The organism is Cupriavidus cauae (genome assembly GCF_008632125.1).
GTDB classification, from domain to species: Bacteria; Pseudomonadota; Gammaproteobacteria; order Burkholderiales; family Burkholderiaceae; genus Cupriavidus; species Cupriavidus cauae.
In genome coordinates, this window is record NZ_VWRN01000019.1 from 77,986 (window position 1) to 100,679 (window position 22,694).

Here is a 22,694-nt window from a genome sequence, read left to right on the forward strand (position 1 = left end):
GCAGGAGAGAGCGCAAGCCGCGCTACAGCACGTCGTCCTTCAGGTGATACCAGTGGTACAGGAACCGCTGCCCCAGCCGCCGGAATGGTGCGAATGCCGGCGACTCGACCCACTCCCGCACATTGGGGAAGGGCAGCGCCGAACGGAAGATCGGCAGCTCCGGACCCGGGTTCTTGCCCGCGATCATCGCCGCCATGCGGCGGCCCGCCTGGGCCGAGTACATGACGCCGTTGCCGCCGTAGCCCATTGCGTAATAGAGGGTCTGCGCGGGATCGGGCTGGAAGATGCGCGGCATCATGTCGTGGCTGACGTCGACCCAGCCCCACCACGAGTAGTCGATCGGAATGCCCTTGAGCGCCGGGAACTTGCGCACCATGTCGTCGACCAGCTTCTGCTCGTATTGGGGCCGCGGCGCGTCGGTGCCGGTGATCGCGCTGCGGCTGCCGATCTGCAGGCGGCCGTCCGGCATCAGCCGGTAGTAGTGGCGCAGGATGCGGGTGTCGGTGATCACCTGCGTCGTGCGGAAATTGCAGGCCGCGATTTCGTCGGGCGTCAGCGGCCGCGTCACGATCGAGTTCGACAGGATCGGGAACAGCCGATTCTTCAGATGGGGATGCAGGCTCTGCGAGGTGTAGCCGCCGGTGGCGACGCCGACCGCGCGCGCCCGCACGATGCCGCCCGGCGTACGCAGGTAGTGCACGCCGTCGCGCGTGGTCCAGTCGAGCACCGGGCTCGACGGATGCACGGTGGCGCCCAGCGCGCGGGCGCGGCGCAGATAGCCGAAGGCCAGCTTGCCGGCATGGATGCCGATGCCTTCAGGCTCGTGCATCGCGCCGGCCGCCTCCTTGTCGTCGACGTATTCGCGCTTGACGGTATCGGCATCGAGAATGCGGGCGTCGTAGTGGAACACCTCGCGCAGCAGCCTGGCTTCCTTCTCCAGCGCCGGCATCGCCTCCGGACGATGCGCGATGTACAGATGGCCGCCCGGCTGCGGATCGCAGTCGATATCGCGGATCAGCGTCTTGAAGGTCTCCATGCCGGCGCACACTTCCTCGTGCAGCCGCAGCGCGGCGTCCAGGCCGTAGCGCTGGATCCATTGCGAGCGCTTGAGCCGGCCCGAGGCGCATTGCGCCTGCCCGCCGTTGCGCGTACTGCAGCCCCAGCTGACGCGGTTGGCCTCGAGCACGGTCGCCTTGATGCCGTGTTCCTGCGCCAGGAAGATCGCGCAGGTCAGCCCGGTGAAGCCCGAGCCGATGATCGCGACATCGACGTCGACGTCGTGCGTGATCGGACCGTCGTCGGGCGGGGGCTCGCCGGCGGTGCCGATCCAGTAGGTCGGGGCGTAGTCGCGGCCCTGGCCGGGCGTCGGCGCGACCAGCGGGTCGTAGGCGGGATCGTAGGGCCGGGAAGGGCCCGTGGACCCGGTGTGTCCACCAGACTGCCCGCCCGACTGGCCGGGCGTCCCGTTCTCCCGCCCGATGGCGGTGATATCGGCAATGGCTTCCATCGCTGCGCTCCTGTTGCGACGCGTTCGATCAGCCGCGCGAACCGGCCGCCAGCGCGGGACGGTCCTTGCGATAGGCGTTCTTGACCGCGATCTTGCCGTCGCGGAAGGTGAACACGTCGACCATGCGCGCCTCGATGCGCGAGCCGTCGGCCTTGGTGCCGCGGAAGGTCGATTCGCTGACGCCGCGGTCGCCGCAGACGAAATGCTCGCCGTCGAGCCAGGCCGCGTCCGGGAAGGTCTGCCAGGCCAGCTGGAAGCCCTCGCGCACCGCCTCGCGGCCGCTGAAGGTACGGCCGAACAGCTCGCCGCCGGCCACCGCGTGGAACACGCAGTCGTCGGTCATGAAGGACATCAGCGCGTCGATGTCGTGGCGGTTCCAGGCATCGCTGAAGGCCTGCAGCGTGGCGGCGGTGACGCCGCCGCTGGCGCCACCGGCCTGCTGTCCGGACAGGTTGCTGTCGGCCGCGGTCGCTTCGGTGCCGGCCTGCTTGCTTGCGTACTCCACTTGAATCTCCTCGATGTTGTTGCGGTCCGCGCGGCAGCGGACCCGGTCCTTTGCACGTTCCCAGCATAGGGAAGCGCCGGGACGCGCTGTAGGGCCAGTTGGATGGAATCGATTGGGCCAGCGGCTGCCGGCCCGGTGGGCTTGTCGTCCCCGGCGGACGCGGGGACGACGGGATCAGCGCCGTACCGCGTGGGCGCGGGGCATGTCGCCCAGATGCTGCTGGTGCGGGTCGATCTCGCTCTCGCGCCGCTCCGCGCCGCGGCGGTACTGCCGACGGACGAGATAGACCAGCAGCAGGATGCCGAGGCTGACCACGCCGAGCAGCAGCGGCTTGCGCTGGTCCGGAATGAAGGCCATCGCCACCACGATGCCCGTCATGCCGAGGATCGCCACATAGGTCAGATACGGATACATCCACATGCGCACGCGCAGCTTGTGCGGCGCCTCGCGTTCGAGCCGCGCGCGCAGCCGCAGCTGCGATACCGCGATCAGGATGTAGACGAAGATCGCCACCGTGCCGTACGAATTGACCAGAAAGGCGAACACCGTGTCGGGCGAGACGTAGGACATCACGACCGCGGCATAGCCGAACAGCGTCGAGAACAGGATCGCGCGGACCGGCACGCCGTTGCGGTTCAACTTGGCCAGTCCGGCCGGGGCATCGCCGCGGCGCGTCAGCGCGAAGATCATCCGCGACGAGGCGTACAGGCCCGAGTTCAGCGCCGACAGCACCGCGGTCAGCACCACCGCGTTCATCACCTGCGCCGCGCCGCGGATGCCCATGGCGTCGAGCGCGCTGACATACGGCGTGGCGATGCCGGGCGAGTTCCACGGCACCAGGCACACCACCAGCAGCACCGAGCCGACATAGAACACCAGCACGCGCGTGATCACCGAGTGGGTGGCCTTGGCGACCGCCTTCTGCGGCTCCGCGGTCTCGGCCGCGGCGATGGTCACGATTTCCGCGCCGAAGTAGAAGCCCGTCGCCGCGACGGCGCCGGTCAGTACCGGCATGATGCCGTTCGGCGCGAAGCCGCCGTGCGCGCTCAGGTTGGCGACGCTGGGCGCGGTATCGGGCCACATGCCGAGCACGAACAGGCCGGCCAGGAACAGGAACACGACGATCGCGGCCACCTTGATCGAGGCGAACCAGAACTCGAACTCGCCGAAGGACTTGACCGAGAACAGGTTGGTCAGCGTCAGCATCACCAGCAGCACCAGGCTGATGGCCCAGGAGGGCACGTCGGGCAGCCAGTAGCGGATCAGGTCGGCGCCGGCCACGGCCTCGAGCGCGACCACGATGACCCAGAAGTACCAGTACATCCAGCCGGTCAGGAAGCTGGCGAGCGCGCCGGCCTCGGGTTTGCCGTGCCATGCTTCGCGCGCGTATTCGTAGAAGGAGCCGACGGTGGGCAGCGCGCAGGCCATCTCGCCGAGCATCCGCATCACCAGCACCACCAGCATGCCGGTCAGCAGGAAGGACAGGACGGCCGCCGGGCCGGCCGACTTGATGACGACGCCGCTGCCGACGAACAGTCCGGCACCGATCACGCCGCCGAGCGCGATCATCGTCATGTGGCGCTGTTTCAGGCTGTGCTTGAGGCCGCGCGAGCCCTCGGGGTTATCCAGCAATTTTTGTCTCCAGTGCTTCTCATGATGGTGTCGTCACGGCGTCGCTGTCTTTGTTTTGTCTGTCCGGGGCCGCATTGCTGCGGCGGCCCCGAAGGCCGTGATCGCGCGGCGCGGCCGGGGCCGCACCGCGCGCCTCGTTTGCTTCCGTTATACGTAATCCTTGTACTTGTCGAGCAGGCGGACCGGCTTGGACAAGGCATCGCGGCGGAACGGATCGCCCAGTTCGCGGGTGCACATGATTTCCACGATGGTGGTCTTGCCGTGGTTCATCTGCAGGTCGATGGCCTTCTTCAGCGCGGGGCCGACGTCTTCCAGCCGGTCGACCACGATGCCTTCGGCGCCCATCGCGCGGGCGATCTCGGCGAAGCTCGGATTGTCCAGCTCGCCGGCGACGAAGCGGCGGTTGTAGAAGTCCACCTGGTTCTTCTTCTCCGCGCCCCACTGGCGGTTGTGGAAGACCACCGCGGTGACCGGGATGTTGTGGCGCACGCAGGTCATGGTTTCCATCAGGCTCATGCCCCAGGCGCCGTCACCCGCGTACGAGATCGCCGGACGGTGCGGCGCCGCGACCTTGGCGCCGATGATGGTGGGGAAGGCGTAGCCGCAATTGCCCCAGCTCATTGCCGCGAAGAAGCTGCGCGGCTTTTCGAAGCGCAGATAGCTGTTGGCCACCGAGTTGATGTTGCCGATGTCGGTCGACACCATCACGTCGGCCGGCATGGCCTTCTCGAGTTCGCGCAGCACCTGGCGCGGATGCAGGTAGTAGCCGCCGTTCGGCGTGCGCTCGTTCTTCTGCTCCTCGATCATGTCCAGGCTGAACGGGTCGCGCTCGTGCGTCCACTCGTCCAGTTCCTTCTCCCAGGCCGCCTTTTCGGTGGCGATCTGGTCGGCGCGCGCGGCGCGGGTCGCGTCGCACGCCAGCGTGCGGTTGGCCAGGCGTTCGGTCAGCGCGACGGCGGCCGCCTTGGCGTCGCCGCAGATGCCGACCGAGATCTTCTTCACCAGGCCCAGCATCTTGTGGTCGGCATCGATCTGGATGATCTTGGCCGTCTTCGGCCAGTAGTCCATGCCGTGCTGCGGCAGCGTGCCGAACGGTCCGAGGCGCGAACCGAGCGCCACCACCACGTCGGCACGCGAGATCAGCTTCATCGCCGCCTTCGAGCCCTGATAGCCCAGCGGGCCGCACCACAGCGGGTGGCTGGCGGGGAAGGAATCGTTGTGCAGATAGCTGTTGACCACCGGCGCGCCCAGCCGCTCGGCCAGCGCCTTGCATTCCTCGACGCCGTCGGCCATCACCACGCCGCCGCCGGAGATGATCACCGGGAACTTGGCCTGCGCCAGCAGCTCGGCCGCTTCGTTCAGGCTCTGCTCCCCGCCGGGGCCACGGTCCAGCCGGCGCGGCTGCGGGATCTCGGCCTTGATCTGCCCGTAGAAGTAGTCGCGCGGGATGTTCAGCTGGGTCGGGCCCATCTCGGCCATCGCGCGATCGAAGCAGCGGCCGGTGAATTCGGCCATGCGCGCCGGGTTGGTGACGTGGCCCTGGTACTTGGTGAACTCCTGGAACATCGGCAGCTGGTTGGCTTCCTGGAAGCCGCCCAGGCCGATGCCCATGGTGCCGGCCTCCGGCGTGACGATCACCACCGGGCTGTGCGCCCAGTAGGCCGCGGCAATCGCGGTCACGCAGTTGCTGATGCCCGGACCGTTCTGGCCGATCACGACGCCGTGGCGGCCCGACACGCGGGCATAGCCGTCGGCCATGTGGCCCGCGCCCTGCTCATGCACCACCGGGATCAGGCGGATGCCGGCCGGCGCGAAGATGTCCATCGCATCCATGAAGGCCGAGCCCATGATGCCGAACATATCGGTGACGCCGTTGGCGGCGAGGGTTTCGACGAAGGCCTCGGAAGGCGTCATGGCCTGCGGGCCGGCGGTGGGGGTGTGGTCGGACATGCTTGCGGTCTCCGGTAGGTTGGGATCGTTGTGATCGTAAAACGGTACGTGATGTACCGAAAACTGTTGTTTCGCTGAAATGTAGGACGGACCGCAGGTATCGTCAATAGGAAAATCCATTATTCGGAATGTGTTGTGTCTAAAAATGAGACTGAGCTATGATGGCTCCATGGAACCGCGGGAGCCATGGCGCGCCTGCGCCGCCCGGGACAGCCGGGACATCGGGGACATCCCTCCAGCCTTGTCCGGCCTCATACAGCCTTATCCAGCCTCATAGAGCCTCATCCAGGAGAACCGAAGTGGCGATCGACCTTGCCAGCGTGGAACCGGACCGCATGGTGTCGGTGCGTGATGTGTTCGGCATCGACAGCGCGATGCGGGTGCCGGCCTTCGGCGTGCGCGATGACCACGTGCCGGAAATCGATCCGGGCTACCGCTTCGAGCCGGAGGTCACGCTGGCGATCCTGTCCGGCTTCGTGCGCAATCGCCGCGTGCTGGTGCAGGGGCTGCACGGCACCGGCAAGTCGACCCATATCGAACAGGTGGCGGCGCGGCTGAACTGGCCGTGCCTGCGCGTCAATCTGGATGGGCATATCGGGCGCATGGACCTGGTCGGGCGCGACACCGTGGTGCTGCGCGATGGCCAGCAGGTCACCGAATTCCAGGAGGGCATCGTGCCGTGGGCGCTGCAGCGGCCGATCGCGCTGGTGTTCGACGAATACGACGCGGGCCGTCCGGACGTGATGTTCGTGATCCAGCGCGTGCTCGAGCGCGATGGCCGCTTCACGCTGCTGGACCAGAACCGCGTGATCCAGCCGCATCCGTTCTTCCGGCTGTTCGCGACCGCCAATACCGTCGGGCTCGGCAACCTGACCGGCATGTATCACGGCACCCATCTGCTGAACCACGCGCAGATCGACCGCTGGAACGTGGTGGCGACGCTCGACTATCTGCCGCGCGAGGCGGAGATCGACATCGTGCTGGCGCGCGTGCCGGAGCTGGCCGACGCGGCGGGACGCGAGCTGGTCGGCGCGATGGTCGCCGTCGCTCAGCTGACGCGCGAAGGGTTTGCCGCGGGCGATGTGTCGACGCTGATGTCGCCGCGCACCGTGATCGCCTGGGCCGAGAACTGCCAGATCTTCCGCGATCCGGCGCTGGCGTTCCGGCTCAGCTTCCTGAACAAGTGCGAGCCGGGCGAGCGCCCGATCGTCGCCGAGTATTTCCAGCGGGGCTTCGGCACCGAGCTGGAGCCCTGCGGCGACGCGGCGGCCTGACGATGTTGGCACCGGCGATACCGGAGGCCGAGCACGCGGCGGCGTCGAAGGTTGCGGCCGCGGCGACGCGGGAGGTTGGGGCCGTGTTGTCGCCGAAGGTTGGGGCCGCAACGCCGCCGGAGGCTGGGACCGCGGTGGGGCCGGAGCAACCGTTGCCCGCGTCGACCCAGCGCCGGCGCGAGGCCTTGTGCGCGGCGGCCCTGCGTGCGCTGGCGGGAGACGCCACGCTGCATTACCGCGCCGGCAGGCCCTGGCGCGGCCAACGGCCGCTGCCGTTGCACGCCCCGCACTTGCTGACCGATGCCGCACGCGATACCTTCGCCGACCTGCGCGGCAGCGCGGACGCCGTCGCGCTGCGCCTGCGGCATGGCGATGCGGCCTTGCACCGCGCGCTGCGTCCCGCCGATCCCGTCGCGCGGCTGCTGTTCGAACTGTTCGAGCAGCTGCGCTGCGAAACCCATCTGCCCGCCGGCATGCCGGGCGTGGCCGCCAACCTGCACCGGCGCTTCGCGCAATGGTCGCTGGCCTTCCATCGCTCCGGGCTGACCGAAGGGCGTTTCGGCATCCTGATCTACACGGTCGCGCAGGTGGTCTGGTCGCGCCTGTCGGGCCGGCCGGTGATCGAGGAGACCGAGGACCTGATCGAGGCCACGCGCGCCGCCATCGTGCCGGCGCTGGGCACCGCGCTGGCCGGCATGCGGCGCACGCGCGCCGACCAGCGCGCCTTTGCCGAACATGCGCTCGCCGCGGCCGAGATGGTGGCGGCGATGCTGCGCGACGATGCGCGGCGAGCCGGCCTGGCCGACGACGAGGCGCGGGAATCGCCCGAGACCGTGCGCGACGGCTTCTCGCTGCTGCTCGATTTCGAGGACGAGGCGCCGTTGCAGCAGGGAGCCGGTGCCGGCCCCGGCGGCGCGCGCGCCGGCGCCCACGGTGCACTCGCACCGGGCTACGCGGCCTTCACCACGCGCTACGATCACGAGCTGCGCGCCGCCACGCTGGCGCGCCAGGCTTCGCTGCAGGCATGGCGCGAACGCCTGGACCGGCGCATCGTCGAGGGCGGCATCAATCCGGTCCGCATCGCGCGCACGCTGTCGTCCGCCTTCGCGATACCGGCCGCCGACGGCTGGTCGTCCGGCGAAGAGGAGGGCCGGCTCGATCGCAGCCGGCTCGCGCAACTGGCCTGCGCCGGCGGCCAGCCGCGCATTTTCCGCCAGCCGCGGCTGCAGCCGCGCACAGACGCGGTACTGAGTTTCCTGATCGATTGCTCGGGCTCGATGAAGGCCCATATCGACCAGATCGCCTTGCTGGTCGACGTGATGACCCGCGCGGCCGATGCCGCGGGCCTGGTCACCGAAGTGCTCGGCTTCACCACCGGCGCCTGGAACGGCGGCCGCGTGGCGCGCGACTGGCAGGCCGCGGGCCGCCCGCCATCGCCTGGCCGCCTGAACGAGGTCTGCCATCTGGTGTTCAAGGATGCCGACACCAGCTGGCGCCGCGCACGAACCGGCATCGCCGCGCTGTTCAAGGCCGACCTGTTCCGCGAAGGGATCGACGGCGAGGCGGTCGACTGGGCCTGCGCCCGCCTGCTGTCCCGCCCGCAGTCGCGCCGCCTGCTGGTGGTGGTATCCGACGGCAGCCCGATGGACCGAGCCACCGCGCAGGCCAACGGCGAGCGGCTGCTGGACGACCATCTGAAGGACGTGGTGGCGCGCCACGAGGCGCAGGGGCGCATCGAAGTGATGGGGCTCGGCGTCGATCTGGACCTGAGCCCTTACTACCGGCGCCATTTCCCGCTGGATACCTCGCGGCCGCTCGACACGGCGGCGATCGACGCGATCGCGCGCTGGGTGGGGAGCGGGGGACGGGGAGGGCTGGGGTAGCCGGCGCGCGATGGCGTCACGCATAACGTAGCCGAGCGGCTACGTTGAGGGCATTTCGGCCGCGCAACGGCAATAAAGGATACGAGCGGCTACGTTATGCGGTGCGCCTTATGCCGAAGGCGCCGCGAACCACTGCCACAGGGGCCCGGCCATCAGATACGCGCCCAGCACCACCAGCACCCCGAACGCCACCCGCCGCGTCGCCTCGGCCGACAGCGGCGGCGGGAAGCGCCGTGCCGCGATCGTGCTCAGCGCGACCACCGGGAAGGCCAGCGCGGCCTGCAGCCAGACGTCGCTGGCCAGTTCGCCTTGCCAGGCGCTGTAGGCGGTGCGCACCGCCGAGGTGGTGGTGAAGACCAGGATCAGCGCGCAGCGGATCTGCACCATGTTCAGCGGCTGGCGATAGAACTGGAAGATCAGCGGCGGCCCGGAGACGCCGAACAGGCCGCTGAGCAGGCCGCCGCAGACGCCGCTGACGAAGAAGCTGCCGTCGCCGGAGCGGCTGGACAACGCGGCGGGACGCAGGGCCGCGCCGATGCCGCCGTACAGCACCACGGCGCCGAGCATCAGCTGCAGCACGCCGGCGGCGGTGCCGCTCAGGTAATGCAGCAGCACGACACCGGCCACCACCGACGGCAGGATGCCGAGCGTGGCGGCCCGCACCGCGCGCCAGTCGATATGGTGCAGCTTGCCGGGCAGCGCGAGTGCGCCGTTGGCGAGCGTCAGCAGGCTGACCAGCGCGGCCAGCGTGGCGACCGGCGCCAGATGCAGGCCGCTGGCCGCGCCCATCACGATCAGACCCATGCCGAACCCGGTCACGGTCTGGAAATAGCTGCCGAGGCCGAGCAGGGCCAGTACCGGCAGCAAGGTGTCGAGACTCATCAGGACTGCGTGGCTCCCGATGATGTGGTGCCAGTCGCCGGGCCTCCAGCCATGCCCGGCAGCGCCATCTGCGCGCTGGCATCGCCCGCTTCGAGGTCGGCGGCCTGCGCCTGCACCACGGTGACCGCGATCACGTGAAAGATGTCGTCCGCGCTGCAGCCGCGCGACAGATCGTTGGCCGGGCGCCGCAACCCTTGCAGCATCGGCCCGATCGCCACGGCGCCGCCCAGGCGCTCGGCGAGCTTGTAGCCGATATTGCCGGCCTCCAGGCTCGGGAACACCAGCACATTGGCATGCCCATGGACCTGCGAGGCGGGCAGCTTGCGCTCCGCGATCTCCGCGACGATGGCCGCGTCGAGCTGCACGTCGCCGTCGATGGCCAGGTCGGGTCGCAGCGCGCGCACGCGTTGCGTGGCCGCGGCGACCTTGTCGACGGCGGCGTGGTGCGCGCTGCCATTGGTCGAGAACGACAGCATCGCCACGCGCGGCGTCTCCATCAGCAGGCTCTGCGCGCTGTCGGCGGCGGCCATCGCGATCTCGGACAGCGCCTCGGCGTCCGGGTCGATCACCAGGCCGCAGTCGGAGAAGATCAGCCCGCCCTTGAGCGAGTGGAAGGGCTCGCAGAACATCATCAGGAAGAAGCTCGATACCAGCCGGAAGGACGGCGCGATGCCGATGATCTGGATCGCGTGGCGCACCACGTCCGCGGTCGTATGGACCGCGCCCGCCACCGAGCCGTCGGCGTCGCCGGCGCGCACCATCAGATTGGCGAAGCACAGCGGCGCCAGCACGTCGCGCTGCGCCTGCTCGGGCGTCATGCCCCTGGACTGGCGCAGCGCCAGCCATTGCTGCGCGTAGCGGTCCCGCTGCGCGGCGCTGGCGGGATCGACCAGCTCCATGCCGTCCAGCGCGATGCCGTGCCGCTCGGCCGCATCGGCGATGCGGGCGGCATCGCCGACCAGCACGATGCGGGCGATGCCCTCTTGCGTGGCGCGCCGCGCGCCTTGCAGCACGCGCGGGTCCTCCGCCTCGCACAGCACGATGCGCCGGGGAGACGAGCGCGCGCGCTCGATGATGCGGTGGATCGCTTTCATGGCGGGATTGAAAAGTGGGATGAAACGTACCGAAAACGGTGATATGACGGAAGGATAGGGCGGCGAGGCATTCCGGTCAACAAAAATCTCGGAAAACGGTACGTGATATGCACTAAAACGGGACAAAACAGCCCGCCACGGTGCGCTGAGGGCGCGAAAAAAGCCCCGGAACCGGGCTCCCGGGTGAGGCGATTCGCGCGGTTCGGCGGCCGGCGGGCGCTTGGACCCACGATTGCCGCCCAGTGGCACTATGGCCCGCGCCCCCGGCTGCCTACGATAGCGCTACCCAACGTGCAAGGCGTTGGCCGCCGATTGCCACCACGACGTGGCGACGGCCGATACAAGGACGCGACAGCCGTCCACTGCAAGGAGACATTGGCATGCGACCTGCTTTCTGTCTTCCCCTCCTCGAGTAGGCACCTTGCCGGTGCCTGGATCTCCGTGCCGCTCCCTGCCGCGGCACGCAACCTGTTTTTCTTGAGGAATACGACGATGCGTTGGATCGAGCGTTGGATCAAGCAGTTGGCAACGGGCGCGGTGCTGGCCGCCGCCGTGCAGACGGGCGCGCTGGCACAGCCCAGGGAAGTGGTGATCGCCTACCAGGACATGGTGGTGCCATGGCGCCATGTGCAGGACGCCAAGGAGATCGAGAAGCAGACCGGCTACAAGGTGTCGTTCCGCCAGTTCTCCGGCGGCGGCGACGTGATCCGCGCGATGGCGTCGGGACAGATCGCGATCGCGGAGGCCGGCACCTCGCCGATTGCCTCGGCCCTGTCGCAGGGGCTGGACGTCGAGCTGTTCTGGATCCTCGACGACATCAACGCCGCCGAGGCGATGGTCGCGCGCAACGGCACGCGCATCGAGAACGTCGCCGACCTGAAGGGGAAGCGCATCGGCGTGCCGTTCGTCTCGACCACGCACTATCACACGCTGGTCGCGCTGGAGCAGGCCAAGGTCGATCCGAAGCAGGTCCGCATCATGAACATGCGGCCGCCGGAAGTCGCCGCCGCCTGGCAGCGCGGCGACATCGACGCGACCTTCATCTGGGACCCGGTGCTCGCGCGCATCAAGCCGACCGGCAAGGTGCTGCTGACCTCGGGACAGATCGCCCAGTCCACCGGCAAGGCGACCTTCGACGGCATGATCGTCAGCAAGAAGTTCGCGCGCGAGAACCCGGACTTCATGGTCAAGTTCGTCAGGATGCTGGCGGCCGCGGACGACAACTACCGCAAGAACAAGGCGGCGTGGACCGCGGATTCGCCGATGGTCAAGACGGTGGCCAGGATCTCGGGCGCCAAGCCCGAGGACGTGCCGGGCAGCATGTCGCTGTACGCCTTCCCGACGCTGGAGGAACAGGCCTCGGCGCGCTGGCTCGGCGGCGGCGCGGCCAAGGCCCTGCAGTCGGCGGCGCAGTTCCTGAAGGAGCAGGGCACGATCCAGACCGTGCTGCCCGACTACTCCGCCGGCGTCAACGCCGAGTGGGTCAAGCGGGCAATGCGTTGAGCCGCTGTCCGTCCCTATCCGCCAGTCATTTGCCAACGACCCAACAGGGAACCGAGATGGCCAAACTCGAAATCGACAACCTCAGCGTCAACTATGGGGGCGCGGGCAGTACGCAGACGCTCGCGCTGTCGCAGGTCAACCTGACCATGGAGCGCGGCGACTTCGTCGTCGCGCTGGGCGCCTCCGGCTGCGGCAAGACCACGCTGCTGTCCTGCATCGCCGGCTTCATGCAGCCGTCCGAAGGGGAGATTCGCCTCGACGGCCACGCCGTCAACGGTCCAGGCGCGGAGCGCGGCGTGGTGTTCCAGAAGCATGCCCTGATGCCGTGGCTCAATGTCGCCGACAACGTCGCGCTGGGTTTGCGCATGCGTGGCGTCGGCCGCGCGGAGCGGCTGCGCATCGCGCGCGACAAGCTGGCGCTGGTCGGGCTGGAGCACGTCGCCGACAAGCCGGTCTATCAGCTGTCGGGCGGCATGCAGCAGCGCGTCGGCATTGCACGCGCGCTGGCCAACGATCCGGCGGTGATGCTGATGGACGAACCGCTCGGCGCGCTCGATGCGCTGACGCGCGAGTCGATCCAGGCGCTGATCCTGAAGCTGTGGGCACGCGAGCAGAAGATCGTTTTCTTCATCACGCACAGCGTCGAGGAGGCGCTGTTCCTGGCCACGCGGCTGATCGTGATGACGCCGTCGCCGGGCCGCATCGCCCACACCTACGAGCTGCCGTACGCGCGCCGCTATATCGAATGTGGCGATGCGCGCGCCGTCAAATCCGATCCGGATTTCATTCGCCATCGCGAGGAAATCGTCGACCTGATCCATGCCACGCCATAAGGATAAGCCGATGCCTGCCACCGTTCAGAGCCTGTCGGGCGCGCCGCGCGCGCCGGGCGCCATCGTTGCCGACGAGATGTCTTCCACCACGAACGCCGCCGCCGTTGGGTCGGTGGGGCCGGCGGGGCCGGCCGCGCCGGCACGCAAGGTCCGCACGGTCTCCGGTTACCGGATGCCGGGCGAGGGCTCCAGCTCGCGGATTTCCGCGGTCACCGTGGTGTCGCTGCTGGTACTGTGGTGGGTCGCCAGCCATTTCGGCTGGGTGCCGCCGCTGTTCCTGCCGACGCCGGAGTCGATCGGCAAGGCCTTTGTCGATGCGTGGAACGGCAATGTGCAGGGCGGCCTGCCGCTGCTCGACCATTTCTGGGCCAGCATGGTGCGCGTGTTCGGCGCCTTTGCGCTGGCGGCCATCACCGCGGTGCCGGTCGGCGTGCTGATGGGCGTGTCGCGCATCGCGCGCGGCGTCTTCGATCCGCCGATCGAGTTCTACCGGCCGCTGCCGCCGCTGGCCTATCTGCCGCTGATCGTGATCTGGTTCGGCATCGACGAGACCTCGAAGGTGCTGCTGATCTTCCTGGCCTGCTTCGCGCCGATGGCGATGTCGGCGCGCGCCGGCGTGCGTTCGGTGACGATCGAGCAGATCAACGCGGCCTATTCGATGGGGGCCACGCCGTGGCAGGTGATTCGCCATGTGGTGTTGCCGGCCGCGCTGCCCGACATCCTGACCGGCATGCGCATCGCGATCGGCTTCGGCTGGACCACGCTGGTCGCCGCCGAGATGGTGGCCGCCACCGCGGGCCTGGGCCAGATGGTGCTCAACGCCTCGAACTTCCTGCGTACCGACGTGGTGGTGATGGGCATCGTGCTGATCGGCCTGATCGCCTATGGCTTCGATCTGCTGATGCGCGGCATGGAGAAGTGGCTGGTGCCGTGGAAGGGACGGGCTTGATCGGCTGAGGCGCGATACCGTTGCTTTGCGTCCCTCTCCCCTCCGCGGGGGAGGGATAGAGGGTGAGGGCGGGGGACGGTTGGCGGATAGCGAAAGCCGGAGGCAAGACGAGCCGCGCCCGCAGCCCGACCCCCGCCCTCAGAACGTCGACGCCAGATCCCTTGCCGCCTGCTGCAGCCGCGGCACGAATTCCAGCGAACGCGACAGCGGCGAGCGCACCGTCGGTGCATGGACCGCGAGGGCGGCCACCACCTGGCCGCGCTCGTCGCGTACCGGCACCGCGACGCAGCTGATGCCGGCGACGAACTCCTCGTTGTCGACGCCGATCTGCTTGTGGGCGCAGCGGTCCAGCTCCGCCTCCAGCAGTTCGACATCGGTGATGGTGTTCTGCGTGAAGCGTTCCAGCGGCAGTTGCTTCACCAGCGCGCGGCGCTGCTCGCGCGGCAGCAATCCGAGCAGCAGCTTGCCGCTGGCCGAGCAGTGCAGCGGCACGTGGGAGCCGGGCTTCAAGTCCAGCCGCAGCGGCCAGGGCGCCTCCATGCGGTCCAGATACAGCACGGCGCTCTCGTGCAGCATGGTCAGGTTGACGGTCTCGCCGATGTCCTCGACCAGCCGCGACAGGATCGCGTGGCGCAGCTGGCGGGTGCCGGAGTGCGTGACGATGGCCACGCCGAGGCGGGCCAGCCGCGGCCCGACCGCATAGGCGTTGCGCGCGCCGGGTTCGCGGATCACCAGCCCGCCCGCTTCGAGCGCGCCCAGCATCCGGTGCAGCGAGGCCTTGGGCGCCTCGAAGCCCTGCATGATCTCCGCCAGCGTCAGCGGCCGGTCGGCCGCGACCAGGAATTCGAGCAGCGCGAAGGCGCGCAGCGTGGGCGTGTCGCCACGGTCGTTGGCGGCTTCGCTGGGCGAGGGCGGGGGCGGCACCGGGGCGGGCCGCGCGGCGGCCTTGGCCGCGGCGGCCGAGTTGGCCTTGGCGGCCCCGCGCGCGCGTGGAGCGGACGCCGCGGCGGTGGTGGCGGTTTTCAAAGCGATTCCTCCGTTCCGGAAAACGAGACAAAGCGATTGTACTTCCGGATGGGGTGAGCCGCCATGAGACGGCGGTATGGCGCGGCAGGACGCCGCTCCTCGGACCCTCTCCTCGGACCCTACCTCTCCCCGGACCCTACCTCTCCTCGGACCCTGCCTCTGCTGGGACCTTACCGCGCCAGCTGCAACGTCACGATCCCCGCCAGCACCAGCGCCGTCGCCATCAGCCGCCGCCGGTCGAACGGCTCGCGCATCAGGAAGTAGCCCAGCAGCGCGGCGAAGATCACGCTCGATTCGCGCAGCGCGGCGAGCTTGGCCACCGGCGCCAGCGTCATCGCCCACAGCATCAGCGCATACGACCCGACCCGGTTGATGCCGCCGATCCACGCGCGCTTCCACTCCGTGCGCAGCAGCGTCAGCAGCGTGCGGCCGCGCCGGACCGCCGCATAGCTCGGCATGAACAGGTGCGACAGCGTCTGCAGCCAGACGATGTACGAGAACACTTCGCCGTGGCGCTTGACCGCGGTGCCGTCGATCACCGTGCCGCCCGCCAGGCACGCGCCGGCCAGCAGCGCGAAGCCCATCAGCTGCGGCGACTGCGTGCGCCAGCGCACCAGGCTGACCAGCCCGCAGCAGATCAGCGCGATGCCGGCATAGCCGCCGGGGCCCAGCCGCTCGCTGCCCATCGCCAGCAGCAACAACGCGACCATCATCGGCGCGCAGCCGCGCATCAGCGGATAGGCCTGGCTGAAGTCGCCGCGGTTGTAGGCCGCGACGAGCGACAGCTTGTAGACGACCTCCAGGCAGACCGTCGCCAGCAGGAAGGGCCAGACCGCCGGCGCGGGCAGCGGCACCACCAGCAGGAAGGGCAGCGCCGCCAGCAGGCAGAAGGTGTCGATCAGCGCCATCGACGACAGGCGGTCGCCGCCGATCTTGACGATCGCATTCCATGAGGCGTGCATCACGGCGGACAGCATCACGGCGACGAACGCCATCCAGTGGAAGTCGGCGGGAAGGGTCATGCTGGCCCTGTTGGGGAAGTGGCACGGCCGGCCCGGCAGCTCGCATCGTGCGCGCGGGCTGCCGGGGCCGGCCGGAAAGTCGATCGGTGCAATGCGTGGCGAGCGGAGCGGCGGGATCGGTGGGTTCGGTGGGATCCGTGGCGAGCGCCGCGGCTCAGGCCGCCTTGGCCAGCTGCGCCGCCATGTCGATCCCCATCTCCCGCAGCGTCAGCCAGATCGCGGACACCACGTTGCGCATTTCGTTGTCGTCGATCGCGCCGATGCAGCCGACGCGAAAGGTCTCGACCTGCGTCAGCTTGCCGGGATAGAGGATATAGCCGCGCTCGCGCACCTTCGCATAGAAGGTCTTGAAGTCGTAGCGGGGATCGTCGGGCGCGTGGAAGGTGACGATGATCGGCGCCTGCACCTCCGGACGCAGGAAGGGACGAAAGCCCAGCTCGCGCATGCCGTCGATCAGCGCGGCGCAGTTGCGGCGATAGCGCTCGCCGCGCACCGCTTGCCCTCCCTCGGCCAGATACTGGTCCAGCGCCGCGCGGAAGGCCGCGACTACGTGCGTGGGGGGCGTGAAGCGCCACTGGGTGGTCTTCCGCATATAGACGTACTGGTCGTACAAATCCAGCGCCAGCGAATGGCTGTTGCCCTGGCTGGCCTCCAGCACGTCCTTCCTGACCAGCACGAACCCCATGCCCGGCACGCCCTCGATGCATTTGCCGGTGGCCGCCACCAGCGCGTCGAACGGCATCGTGCGCGCGTCGATCTCGATCGCGCCGAACGAGCTCATCGCATCGACGATCAGGCCCTTGCCGAGCCGCGCGCACAGCTGCGCGATCTCGGGCAGGGGATTGAGCACGCCGGCGCCGGTCTCGCAATGGACCTGCGCCACATGGGTGATCGACGGGTCCGCGGCCAGCGCGGCCTCGATCGCCGCGGCGCTGGCGGGCTGGTCTTCGGGAATCGGCAGCTCGACGCAGGCGCGGCCGATCGCCTTGCAGATCTTCAGGATGCGCTGGCAATAGGCGCCGTTCTGCGGCACCAGTACCTTGCCGTCGCGCGGGACGACATTGGCGATCGCCGCCTCGACCGAGAACGTGCCGCTGCCCTGCATCGGCACGCAGACGTGCGTGCCTTCGCCGTGCACGATGCGGACCAGATCCTCGCACAGGCTGCCGGTGATGGCGTTGAAGGCGGCGTCCCACGAGCCCCAGTCGCGCAGCATGGCTTGCTTGGTCGCGAGCGAGGTGGTCAGGGGGCCGGGCGTCAGCAGAATGGGGTCGTTGCCGCGAATCATGGTCGAATCTCCTGGCAGGGGGGTGGCGGAGCGGGAATCGTGTGGTTGTTGTTGTGGTCAGTCGCGTTCGTCGGCGCCGCGCCAGGCCTGGGTGCGGCGCTCGAGCCAGCGCTGCAGGCCGTGGTAGGCGAGGCAGGCGCTGGCGCAGGTCAGCACGACTAGCGTCGCCATCGCGGCGGCCGGGCCGATATCGCCGGACTCGTCCAGATTGACGATCTCGACCGAGGCGAGCTTGGTATCGGTGCCGTACAGGAACACCACCGCGGACACGGTGGTCATCGCATTGATGAACAGGTAGCGCGAGATCTCGACGATCGCGGGCAGGCAGGCCGGCACGGTCACGCGCAGGAAGGTGGTGTAGAACGGCACCTTCAGCGAGGCCGAGACCGCCTCGAACTCGCCGTCGAGCTGCTTGAGCGCGGTCACCGCCGTCAAATGGCAGGACGCGTAGTAGTGGACGATGGTCACCAGCACCAGGATGCCCAGCGTCTGGTACAGGACGTTGAGCGGATTGGCCGCCGGCACGAAGAAGAAGATGTAGCCCAGGCCCAGCACCAGCCCCGGCACGCCCATCGGCAGCACCGCCATCAGCCGCACGAAGCCGCGCAGCCACGGGAGGCCTCGCGTCTTCTCCAGCAGATAGGCCGTGGTGAAGATGAAGACCGGACCGATCAGCGCGCAGGCCAGCGCCAGCTTCAGGCTGTTGAACCAGGAAGCAACGACGCCGCCTTCCACCAGGCCGACCCGGTAGTGGTTCAGCGACAGCGAGAAGTTGTAGGGCCACAGCTTGACGAAGGACGCGTAGATCGCCATGCCCATCACGGCCACCATCAGCGCCGCGACCAGCCAGCAGAATGCCGCCATGGCGAGGTCGAAGCGGCGGCTGCGGCGGGGCACGTAGGGCACCGAGCGGGCCGACATCTGCGCCATCTGACGGCGCTGCACGCGCGCGTCGATGCAGTAGGTCACCAGCACCGGCACCAGCAGCATCAGCGCGACCACCGCGCCCTGCGAGAAGTCCTGCATGCCGATCACCAGCTTGTAGATGTCGGTGGCCAGCATGCGGAAGTTGCCGCCGATCACCTTCGGAATGCCGAAGTCCGAGATCGCGTAGGTGAACACCACCATCGCGGCGCTGACCAGGCCATAGCGCGCTGCGGGCACGGTAATCGTGAAGAACTTGCGCACGGTGGACGTGCCCAGCGCATCGGCCGCCTCGTACAGCCGCGCATCGGTCAGCGACAGCGCCGTGATCAGGATCATCAGCGCGTGCGGGAAGGTCGCGAACACCAGCGCGCCGACCACGCCGAGCGGCCCGTAGATCTGCAGTTCGCCCATATAGGCCTTCAGCAGCCCCTGGTTGCCAAACCAGAAGATGAAGGAGATCGCGGCCAGCAGCGACGGCGCCAGCAGCGGAATCAGCGCGAGATTGCGCAGCAGGCCCTTGGCGCCGATGCGGCTGCGCGTCAGCGCGTAGGCGAAGGTGAACGCGAGCGGCACCGTGATGGCGGTGGCCAGCGTCGATACCCAGACGCTGTTCCAGACCGAGTGCCACAGCGCGGGCGTGGCCAGGTACGTGCGGAAATGCGCAATGCCGGCCAGCGTGCCGTCGCGGTTCTGCACGCTCTTGGCCAGGATCATCACGATCGGCGCCAGCACGAAGCACAGCAGCGCCAGCGCGGCGGCCCACAGCAGCGCGTGGGCAATGCGGTCGGTCCAGTGGGTACGGACCGCACCGAAGGGGATGCCGGGCGCGGCGGAAGGGGATAGCGGCGGCACGGGCGGGGCCGACGGAACGGGCGGAAGGGGCGGAACGGGCGGCACGGTCGCCTTGGACAGGAGCAGGCTCATGGCTGACGGAACACTCGCAGGCGGTCGGCGGGAATGGCAAGGCGCAGCGGATCGCCCGCGCTGGGACGCAGTTCGTGCATGTCGTTGAGCGACAGGTCGGCATAGAGCGGCACCGACGCGCCGGCACCGTCCGCCAGCTTCAGGGTCAGCCGCGAAAAGGCGCCGAGGAACTCGATCTTGTCGACGGTGGCATCGAGCACGTTTTCGCCCTGCTGGTCGCAGCCGCGCACGCAGACGTCCTCGGGCCGGAAGAAGATCTGCACGGTGTCGTCCGTGCAGCAGCCCGGCGGCGCGGTGCATTGCAGGCGCCGTTCGCCCAGCCTCAGGTGGCCGTCGCTGTCCACGGTCGCCGGCAGCATATTGGTCTTGCCGACGAAATCGGCGGCGAAGGGCGTGGCGGGGCGCTGGTAGATCTGCGCCGGCGTGCCGATCTGCTCGATCGCGCCCTGGTTCATCACGACGATGCGGTCCGCCATCGACAGCGCTTCCTCCTGGTCGTGCGTGACCAGGATGGTGGTGATGTTCAGCCGCTGCTGCAGCGCGCGGATCTCGCTGCGCAGTCGCACCCGCACGCGGGCATCCAGCGCGGACAGCGGCTCGTCGAGCAGCAGCAGGCCCGGCGAAGTGGCCAGCGCCCGCGCGATCGCCACGCGCTGCTGCTGCCCGCCCGACAACTGGCTCGGGTATTGCGCGCCGCGCTCGGGCAGGCCGACCAGCGTCAGCAGTTCGGCCACGCGCGCACGCCGCTGCTCGCGCGGCATGCGGCGATTGACGAGCCCGTAGGCAACGTTGTCCGCCACGGTCAGGTTGGGGAACAGCGCATACGACTGGAACACGATGCCGTAGTCGCGTTCCATCGGCGGCAGCGTCGAGATATCGCGGCCCGCCTGCAGGATGGTGCCGGCGGTCTGCGATTCGAGGCCGGCGATGATCCGCAGCAGCGTGGTCTTGCCGCAGCCGGACGGGCCGAGGAAGCACAGCAGCTCGCCCTCGCGCACGTCGAGGTCGATATGGCGCAGCGCGGTGAAGCCGTCGGCGCCGCCGAACCGCTTCTGGATGCCTTTCAGGCTCAGATAACTGTCGTGCCGGGTGGGGGACGTGGTCATGGATGTGGGCTCCATCGAGTCGGACGGGGGCGCGCGTCTGGTGAATGCGTCTGGTGAATGCGTCTTGTGGTTGCGGCGGGTGGTTGCGGCGGGTGGTTGCGGCGGCTGGGTGCGGCGGTTCGCTGCGGCGGTTGGCTTCGGCGGGCGGCGGCGAGTGGCCGGCCAGCGCGATGCCCTGCTGCCTGCCGCTGCTTACTGCTTCTCCGCCTTGGCGCTGTAGCGCTTCTGCCATTCGGCCAGCACGCGCTCGCGGTTCTTCGCGATATGGCTGAAGTCGTTCTTGACCAGCATCTTTTCGTAGTCGGCCGGAATCGTCTCGATCTTGCGGGCCACGCCGGGGTAGGCCACGATGGCCCAGTCGCGCGCGAACAGCTCGTTGGCTTCCTTGCTGGCGAGCCAGTCCAGATAGCGCTGCGCGGCCTCCTGCTTCCTGGTGCCCTTGACGATGGCGGCGGCCTCGATGTCGTAGCCCAGTCCTTCGCGCGGGAAGATGATGTCGATCGGTGCGCCCGCTGCCTTGGTCTTGTGCGCACGCAGCTCGAACGAGATGCCGATCGGGAATTCGCCGGCGCCGGCCTGCTTGCACGGCTTCGAGCCGGAATGCGTGTACTGGGCGATGTTCTCGTGCAGCGCGTCCATGTACTTCCAGCCTTCCTGCTCGCCGAACAGCTGCAGCCACGCGGTCACGTCGAGAAAGCCGGTGCCCGATGAGGCCGGGTTGGGCATCACGATCATGCCCTTGTAGATCGGCTTGGCCAGGTCGCGCCACGTTTCCGGCTTCGGCAGGTTGCGCTTTTTTGCTTCGATGGTGTTGAAGCACACCGTCGCGCCCCAGACGTCCAGGCCGAGCCACGAGGGCGGCGTCGCCTTGTCGCTGTAGTCGCGCGTCAGGCGTTCGAAGCCCTTGGGCGCATAGGGCTGCAGCATGCCTTCCTGCTTGAGCAGCTCCAGGCTCGAGGCGGCCAGGCCGGCGATCACGTCGGCCTGCGGGTTGGCCTTCTCGGCCAGCGCCTTGGCGGTGATCACGCCGGTCGAGTCGCGGACGTACTTCAGCTCGATATCGGGCGCGACCTTGGCGAACCCCTCGGCGTAGGGCTTCAGCGTCTCGGTTTCCCAGGCGGTGTAGACGGTCAGCGTGGTCTTCTGCGCGAATGCGGCGCCGGCCAGAAGAAGGGCGGCGCTGGCGGCGAGGGCTTGCTTGGCGAGTGTCATGGCGGTTCTCATTGTGGGGCTCCTTGCGGCATTGTATGTGCTGAGTTGTGTCAATTTGGTGAATTAGTTGCAGTGCGTGGCCAGACCCGTGCACCACCGTGAATCACCTGAAACCCTTGTACAGCAACGCTTGCAAGACATATGCCCAAACGAACTCGCGCAGTCTCCCCGATTTCGCGCTCGTCGGCGTCTTGGTTTGTTGACAATATACAAACCGCTTGCTTTAATCGCAACCAGGAAATGCACGCACGCCAGCCGGGCCCAAAAGACGGTGGAAATGAATGCGCGGCGCGTGCACCGCCATCCCGTGTCAGGAGTCTTCATGTCCCGCCAAGCGCCGCTGTCGAGCGAAATCGAAATCCTGCAGAGCCAGTCGCTGACGTCGCTGGTGCAGCGTGAGCTGGAGCGGCGCATCACCGCGGGAGAGCTCGCGCCGGGCGACAAGCTCAACGAGATCGAGCTGGCCGGCGAGCTGAACGTGTCGCGCGGTCCGGTGCGCGAGGCCTTTCGCGCGCTGGAACAAACCGGGCTGCTGCGTACCGAAAAGAACCGCGGCGTCTTTGTCCGCTCGGTCTCCCTGCACGAGGCGGACGAAATCTATGCGCTGCGCGCCGTGCTGGACGAATACGTCGGCCGGCAGCTGGCCCAGCGCATCACGCCCGAGGCGCTGCGCGAACTGCGCGCGATGATCGAGGCGCTGGGCGCCGCCAGCGCGGCGCGCGACCTCGACGAATATGCGCGGCTGAACTTCGCCTTCCACGATCGCATGGTCGAGCTGGCCGGCAACGGCAAGCTGCTCGAGACCTATCGCCGCCTGGTCAAGGAATTGACGCTGTACCGGAGGGAAGCACTGTCCGCCGCGCCGACCGCGATGCCGACCTCGACGCGCGAGCATCGCGACATCGTCTCGGCGATCGCCTCGCGCGATCCGGAGCTTGCCGGCCGGCTGATGCGCGAGCACGTCGAGCGCGGCCGTGCGCGGCTGCATGCGGCGGTGCAGGGCCACGCCGGGGCCGGCACCGGCACTGACGCCGGCACCGGCATTGACGCCGGCACCGGCACTGGCTCCGACGCGACATCGGAGGCCGCTGCGCCGCCGGGCGCCGCCTGATCCAATCCATCTGCAGGCGCGGGGCCCCGGCCGCGCCTGCCGGCCCTTACGCTCCTTACACCCCTT

The 22,694-nt window shown here is 68.6% G+C and carries 18 protein-coding genes; 6 read left to right on the forward strand and 12 right to left on the reverse strand.

Annotated features, from left to right (window positions below; all coding sequences use genetic code 11):
• Nucleotides 1–22: 22 nt before the first annotated feature.
• The 4 genes from F1599_RS05805 to xsc form a co-directional block, all read right to left on the reverse strand.
• Nucleotides 23–1,507, reverse strand: a complete 1,485-nt coding sequence (locus F1599_RS05805) for an NAD(P)/FAD-dependent oxidoreductase (RefSeq protein WP_223819502.1) — start codon at nt 1,505–1,507, stop codon at nt 23–25.
• Nucleotides 1,508–1,535: 28 nt separating this feature from the next.
• The gene (locus tag F1599_RS05810) at nt 1,536–1,958 is read right to left on the reverse strand and encodes a nuclear transport factor 2 family protein (RefSeq protein ID WP_149316512.1); all 423 of its coding nucleotides are present in this window, start codon (nt 1,956–1,958) and stop codon (nt 1,536–1,538) included.
• Between the two features lie 228 nt (nt 1,959–2,186).
• Nucleotides 2,187–3,587, reverse strand: coding sequence for an amino acid permease (locus F1599_RS05815; protein ID WP_149316511.1), 1,401 nt, complete (start codon nt 3,585–3,587; stop codon nt 2,187–2,189).
• Nucleotides 3,588–3,791: 204 nt separating this feature from the next.
• On the reverse strand, nt 3,792–5,594 hold the full coding sequence (gene xsc / locus F1599_RS05820) for a sulfoacetaldehyde acetyltransferase (RefSeq protein WP_187829069.1): 1,803 nt from the start codon (nt 5,592–5,594) through the stop codon (nt 3,792–3,794).
• Between the two features lie 299 nt (nt 5,595–5,893).
• Here xsc and F1599_RS05825 point away from each other — a divergent pair, with 299 nt between their 5' ends.
• Nucleotides 5,894–6,868, forward strand: a complete 975-nt coding sequence (locus F1599_RS05825; RefSeq protein WP_370639485.1) for an AAA family ATPase — start codon at nt 5,894–5,896, stop codon at nt 6,866–6,868.
• A gap of 152 nt (nt 6,869–7,020) precedes the next feature.
• Nucleotides 7,021–8,751, forward strand: a complete 1,731-nt coding sequence (locus tag F1599_RS05830; RefSeq protein WP_150082491.1) for a cobaltochelatase CobT-related protein — start codon at nt 7,021–7,023, stop codon at nt 8,749–8,751.
• A 108-nt stretch (nt 8,752–8,859) separates the two neighbouring features.
• Here F1599_RS05830 and F1599_RS05835 read toward each other — a convergent pair whose 3' ends face one another.
• Entirely contained in the window at nt 8,860–9,633 is a 774-nt protein-coding gene (locus tag F1599_RS05835) for a sulfite exporter TauE/SafE family protein (protein WP_149316264.1), read from the reverse strand.
• Nucleotides 9,633–10,727 (reverse strand): phosphate acetyltransferase, encoded by a 1,095-nt coding sequence (gene pta / locus F1599_RS05840; protein WP_150082492.1) that lies wholly within the window; start codon nt 10,725–10,727, stop codon nt 9,633–9,635. The genes F1599_RS05835 and pta overlap by 1 nt, the downstream gene beginning before the upstream one ends.
• 492 nt (nt 10,728–11,219) lie before the next feature.
• On the opposite strand from pta, the gene tauA reads away from it, so the two are divergent.
• Genes tauA through F1599_RS05855 form a run of 3 tightly spaced genes read left to right on the forward strand, consistent with a single transcriptional unit; the run spans nt 11,220 to nt 14,012 of the window.
• Nucleotides 11,220–12,230, forward strand: coding sequence for a taurine ABC transporter substrate-binding protein (tauA, locus tag F1599_RS05845; RefSeq protein WP_150082493.1), 1,011 nt, complete (start codon nt 11,220–11,222; stop codon nt 12,228–12,230).
• A 56-nt stretch (nt 12,231–12,286) separates the two neighbouring features.
• The gene (locus tag F1599_RS05850; RefSeq protein WP_150082494.1) at nt 12,287–13,063 is read left to right on the forward strand and encodes a taurine ABC transporter ATP-binding protein; all 777 of its coding nucleotides are present in this window, start codon (nt 12,287–12,289) and stop codon (nt 13,061–13,063) included.
• 10 nt (nt 13,064–13,073) lie between these two features.
• Nucleotides 13,074–14,012: an ABC transporter permease gene (locus F1599_RS05855; protein ID WP_223819503.1), complete on the forward strand. Its 939-nt coding sequence runs from the start codon at nt 13,074–13,076 to the stop codon at nt 14,010–14,012.
• 138 nt (nt 14,013–14,150) lie between these two features.
• Here the strand turns inward: F1599_RS05855 and F1599_RS05860 are convergent, their stop codons facing one another.
• The 6 genes from F1599_RS05860 to F1599_RS05885 form a co-directional block, all read right to left on the reverse strand.
• Complete coding sequence (locus F1599_RS05860) at nt 14,151–14,936, reverse strand: IclR family transcriptional regulator (protein WP_149316507.1); 786 nt, start codon at nt 14,934–14,936, stop codon at nt 14,151–14,153.
• A 272-nt stretch (nt 14,937–15,208) separates the two neighbouring features.
• Nucleotides 15,209–16,060 (reverse strand): EamA family transporter, encoded by an 852-nt coding sequence (locus F1599_RS05865; protein WP_150082495.1) that lies wholly within the window; start codon nt 16,058–16,060, stop codon nt 15,209–15,211.
• Between the two features lie 154 nt (nt 16,061–16,214).
• Nucleotides 16,215–17,348 carry a 2-aminoethylphosphonate--pyruvate transaminase gene (locus F1599_RS05870; RefSeq protein WP_150082496.1) on the reverse strand — a complete coding sequence of 378 codons (1,134 nt, stop codon included), beginning with the start codon at nt 17,346–17,348 and terminating at the stop codon, nt 16,215–16,217.
• A gap of 57 nt (nt 17,349–17,405) precedes the next feature.
• On the reverse strand, nt 17,406–19,199 hold the full coding sequence (locus F1599_RS05875; protein WP_150082497.1) for a putative 2-aminoethylphosphonate ABC transporter permease subunit: 1,794 nt from the start codon (nt 19,197–19,199) through the stop codon (nt 17,406–17,408).
• Nucleotides 19,196–20,305 carry a putative 2-aminoethylphosphonate ABC transporter ATP-binding protein gene (locus F1599_RS05880; protein ID WP_150082498.1) on the reverse strand — a complete coding sequence of 370 codons (1,110 nt, stop codon included), beginning with the start codon at nt 20,303–20,305 and terminating at the stop codon, nt 19,196–19,198. The genes F1599_RS05875 and F1599_RS05880 overlap by 4 nt, the downstream gene beginning before the upstream one ends.
• Nucleotides 20,306–20,497: 192 nt before the next feature.
• Nucleotides 20,498–21,529: a putative 2-aminoethylphosphonate ABC transporter substrate-binding protein gene (locus F1599_RS05885; RefSeq protein WP_395895010.1), complete on the reverse strand. Its 1,032-nt coding sequence runs from the start codon at nt 21,527–21,529 to the stop codon at nt 20,498–20,500.
• Nucleotides 21,530–21,839: 310 nt separating this feature from the next.
• On the opposite strand from F1599_RS05885, the gene F1599_RS05890 reads away from it, so the two are divergent.
• Nucleotides 21,840–22,628: a phosphonate utilization associated transcriptional regulator gene (locus F1599_RS05890; RefSeq protein WP_150082499.1), complete on the forward strand. Its 789-nt coding sequence runs from the start codon at nt 21,840–21,842 to the stop codon at nt 22,626–22,628.
• The last annotated feature ends 66 nt before the right edge of the window (nt 22,629–22,694 follow it).

Excerpts from the sequence above, each read along its gene's own strand:
- pta (WP_150082492.1), bottom strand. The coding sequence starts at position 10,727 with ATGAAAGCGATCCACCGCATCATCGAGCGCGCGCGCTCGTCTCCCCGG.
- F1599_RS05815 (WP_149316511.1), bottom strand. The coding sequence starts at position 3,587 with ATGACGATGATCGCGCTCGGCGGCGTGATCGGTGCCGGACTGTTCGTC.
- F1599_RS05875 (WP_150082497.1), bottom strand. The coding sequence starts at position 19,199 with ATGAGCCTGCTCCTGTCCAAGGCGACCGTGCCGCCCGTTCCGCCCCTT.
- xsc (WP_187829069.1), bottom strand. The coding sequence starts at position 5,594 with ATGTCCGACCACACCCCCACCGCCGGCCCGCAGGCCATGACGCCTTCC.
- F1599_RS05850 (WP_150082494.1), top strand. The coding sequence starts at position 12,287 with ATGGCCAAACTCGAAATCGACAACCTCAGCGTCAACTATGGGGGCGCG.
- F1599_RS05805 (WP_223819502.1), bottom strand. The coding sequence starts at position 1,507 with ATGGAAGCCATTGCCGATATCACCGCCATCGGGCGGGAGAACGGGACG.
- tauA (WP_150082493.1), top strand. The coding sequence starts at position 11,220 with ATGCGTTGGATCGAGCGTTGGATCAAGCAGTTGGCAACGGGCGCGGTG.
- F1599_RS05855 (WP_223819503.1), top strand. The coding sequence starts at position 13,074 with ATGCCTGCCACCGTTCAGAGCCTGTCGGGCGCGCCGCGCGCGCCGGGC.
- F1599_RS05890 (WP_150082499.1), top strand. The coding sequence starts at position 21,840 with ATGTCCCGCCAAGCGCCGCTGTCGAGCGAAATCGAAATCCTGCAGAGC.
- F1599_RS05835 (WP_149316264.1), bottom strand. The coding sequence starts at position 9,633 with ATGAGTCTCGACACCTTGCTGCCGGTACTGGCCCTGCTCGGCCTCGGC.
- F1599_RS05880 (WP_150082498.1), bottom strand. The coding sequence starts at position 20,305 with ATGACCACGTCCCCCACCCGGCACGACAGTTATCTGAGCCTGAAAGGC.
- F1599_RS05870 (WP_150082496.1), bottom strand. The coding sequence starts at position 17,348 with ATGATTCGCGGCAACGACCCCATTCTGCTGACGCCCGGCCCCCTGACC.
- F1599_RS05885 (WP_395895010.1), bottom strand. The coding sequence starts at position 21,529 with ATGAGAACCGCCATGACACTCGCCAAGCAAGCCCTCGCCGCCAGCGCC.
- F1599_RS05865 (WP_150082495.1), bottom strand. The coding sequence starts at position 16,060 with ATGACCCTTCCCGCCGACTTCCACTGGATGGCGTTCGTCGCCGTGATG.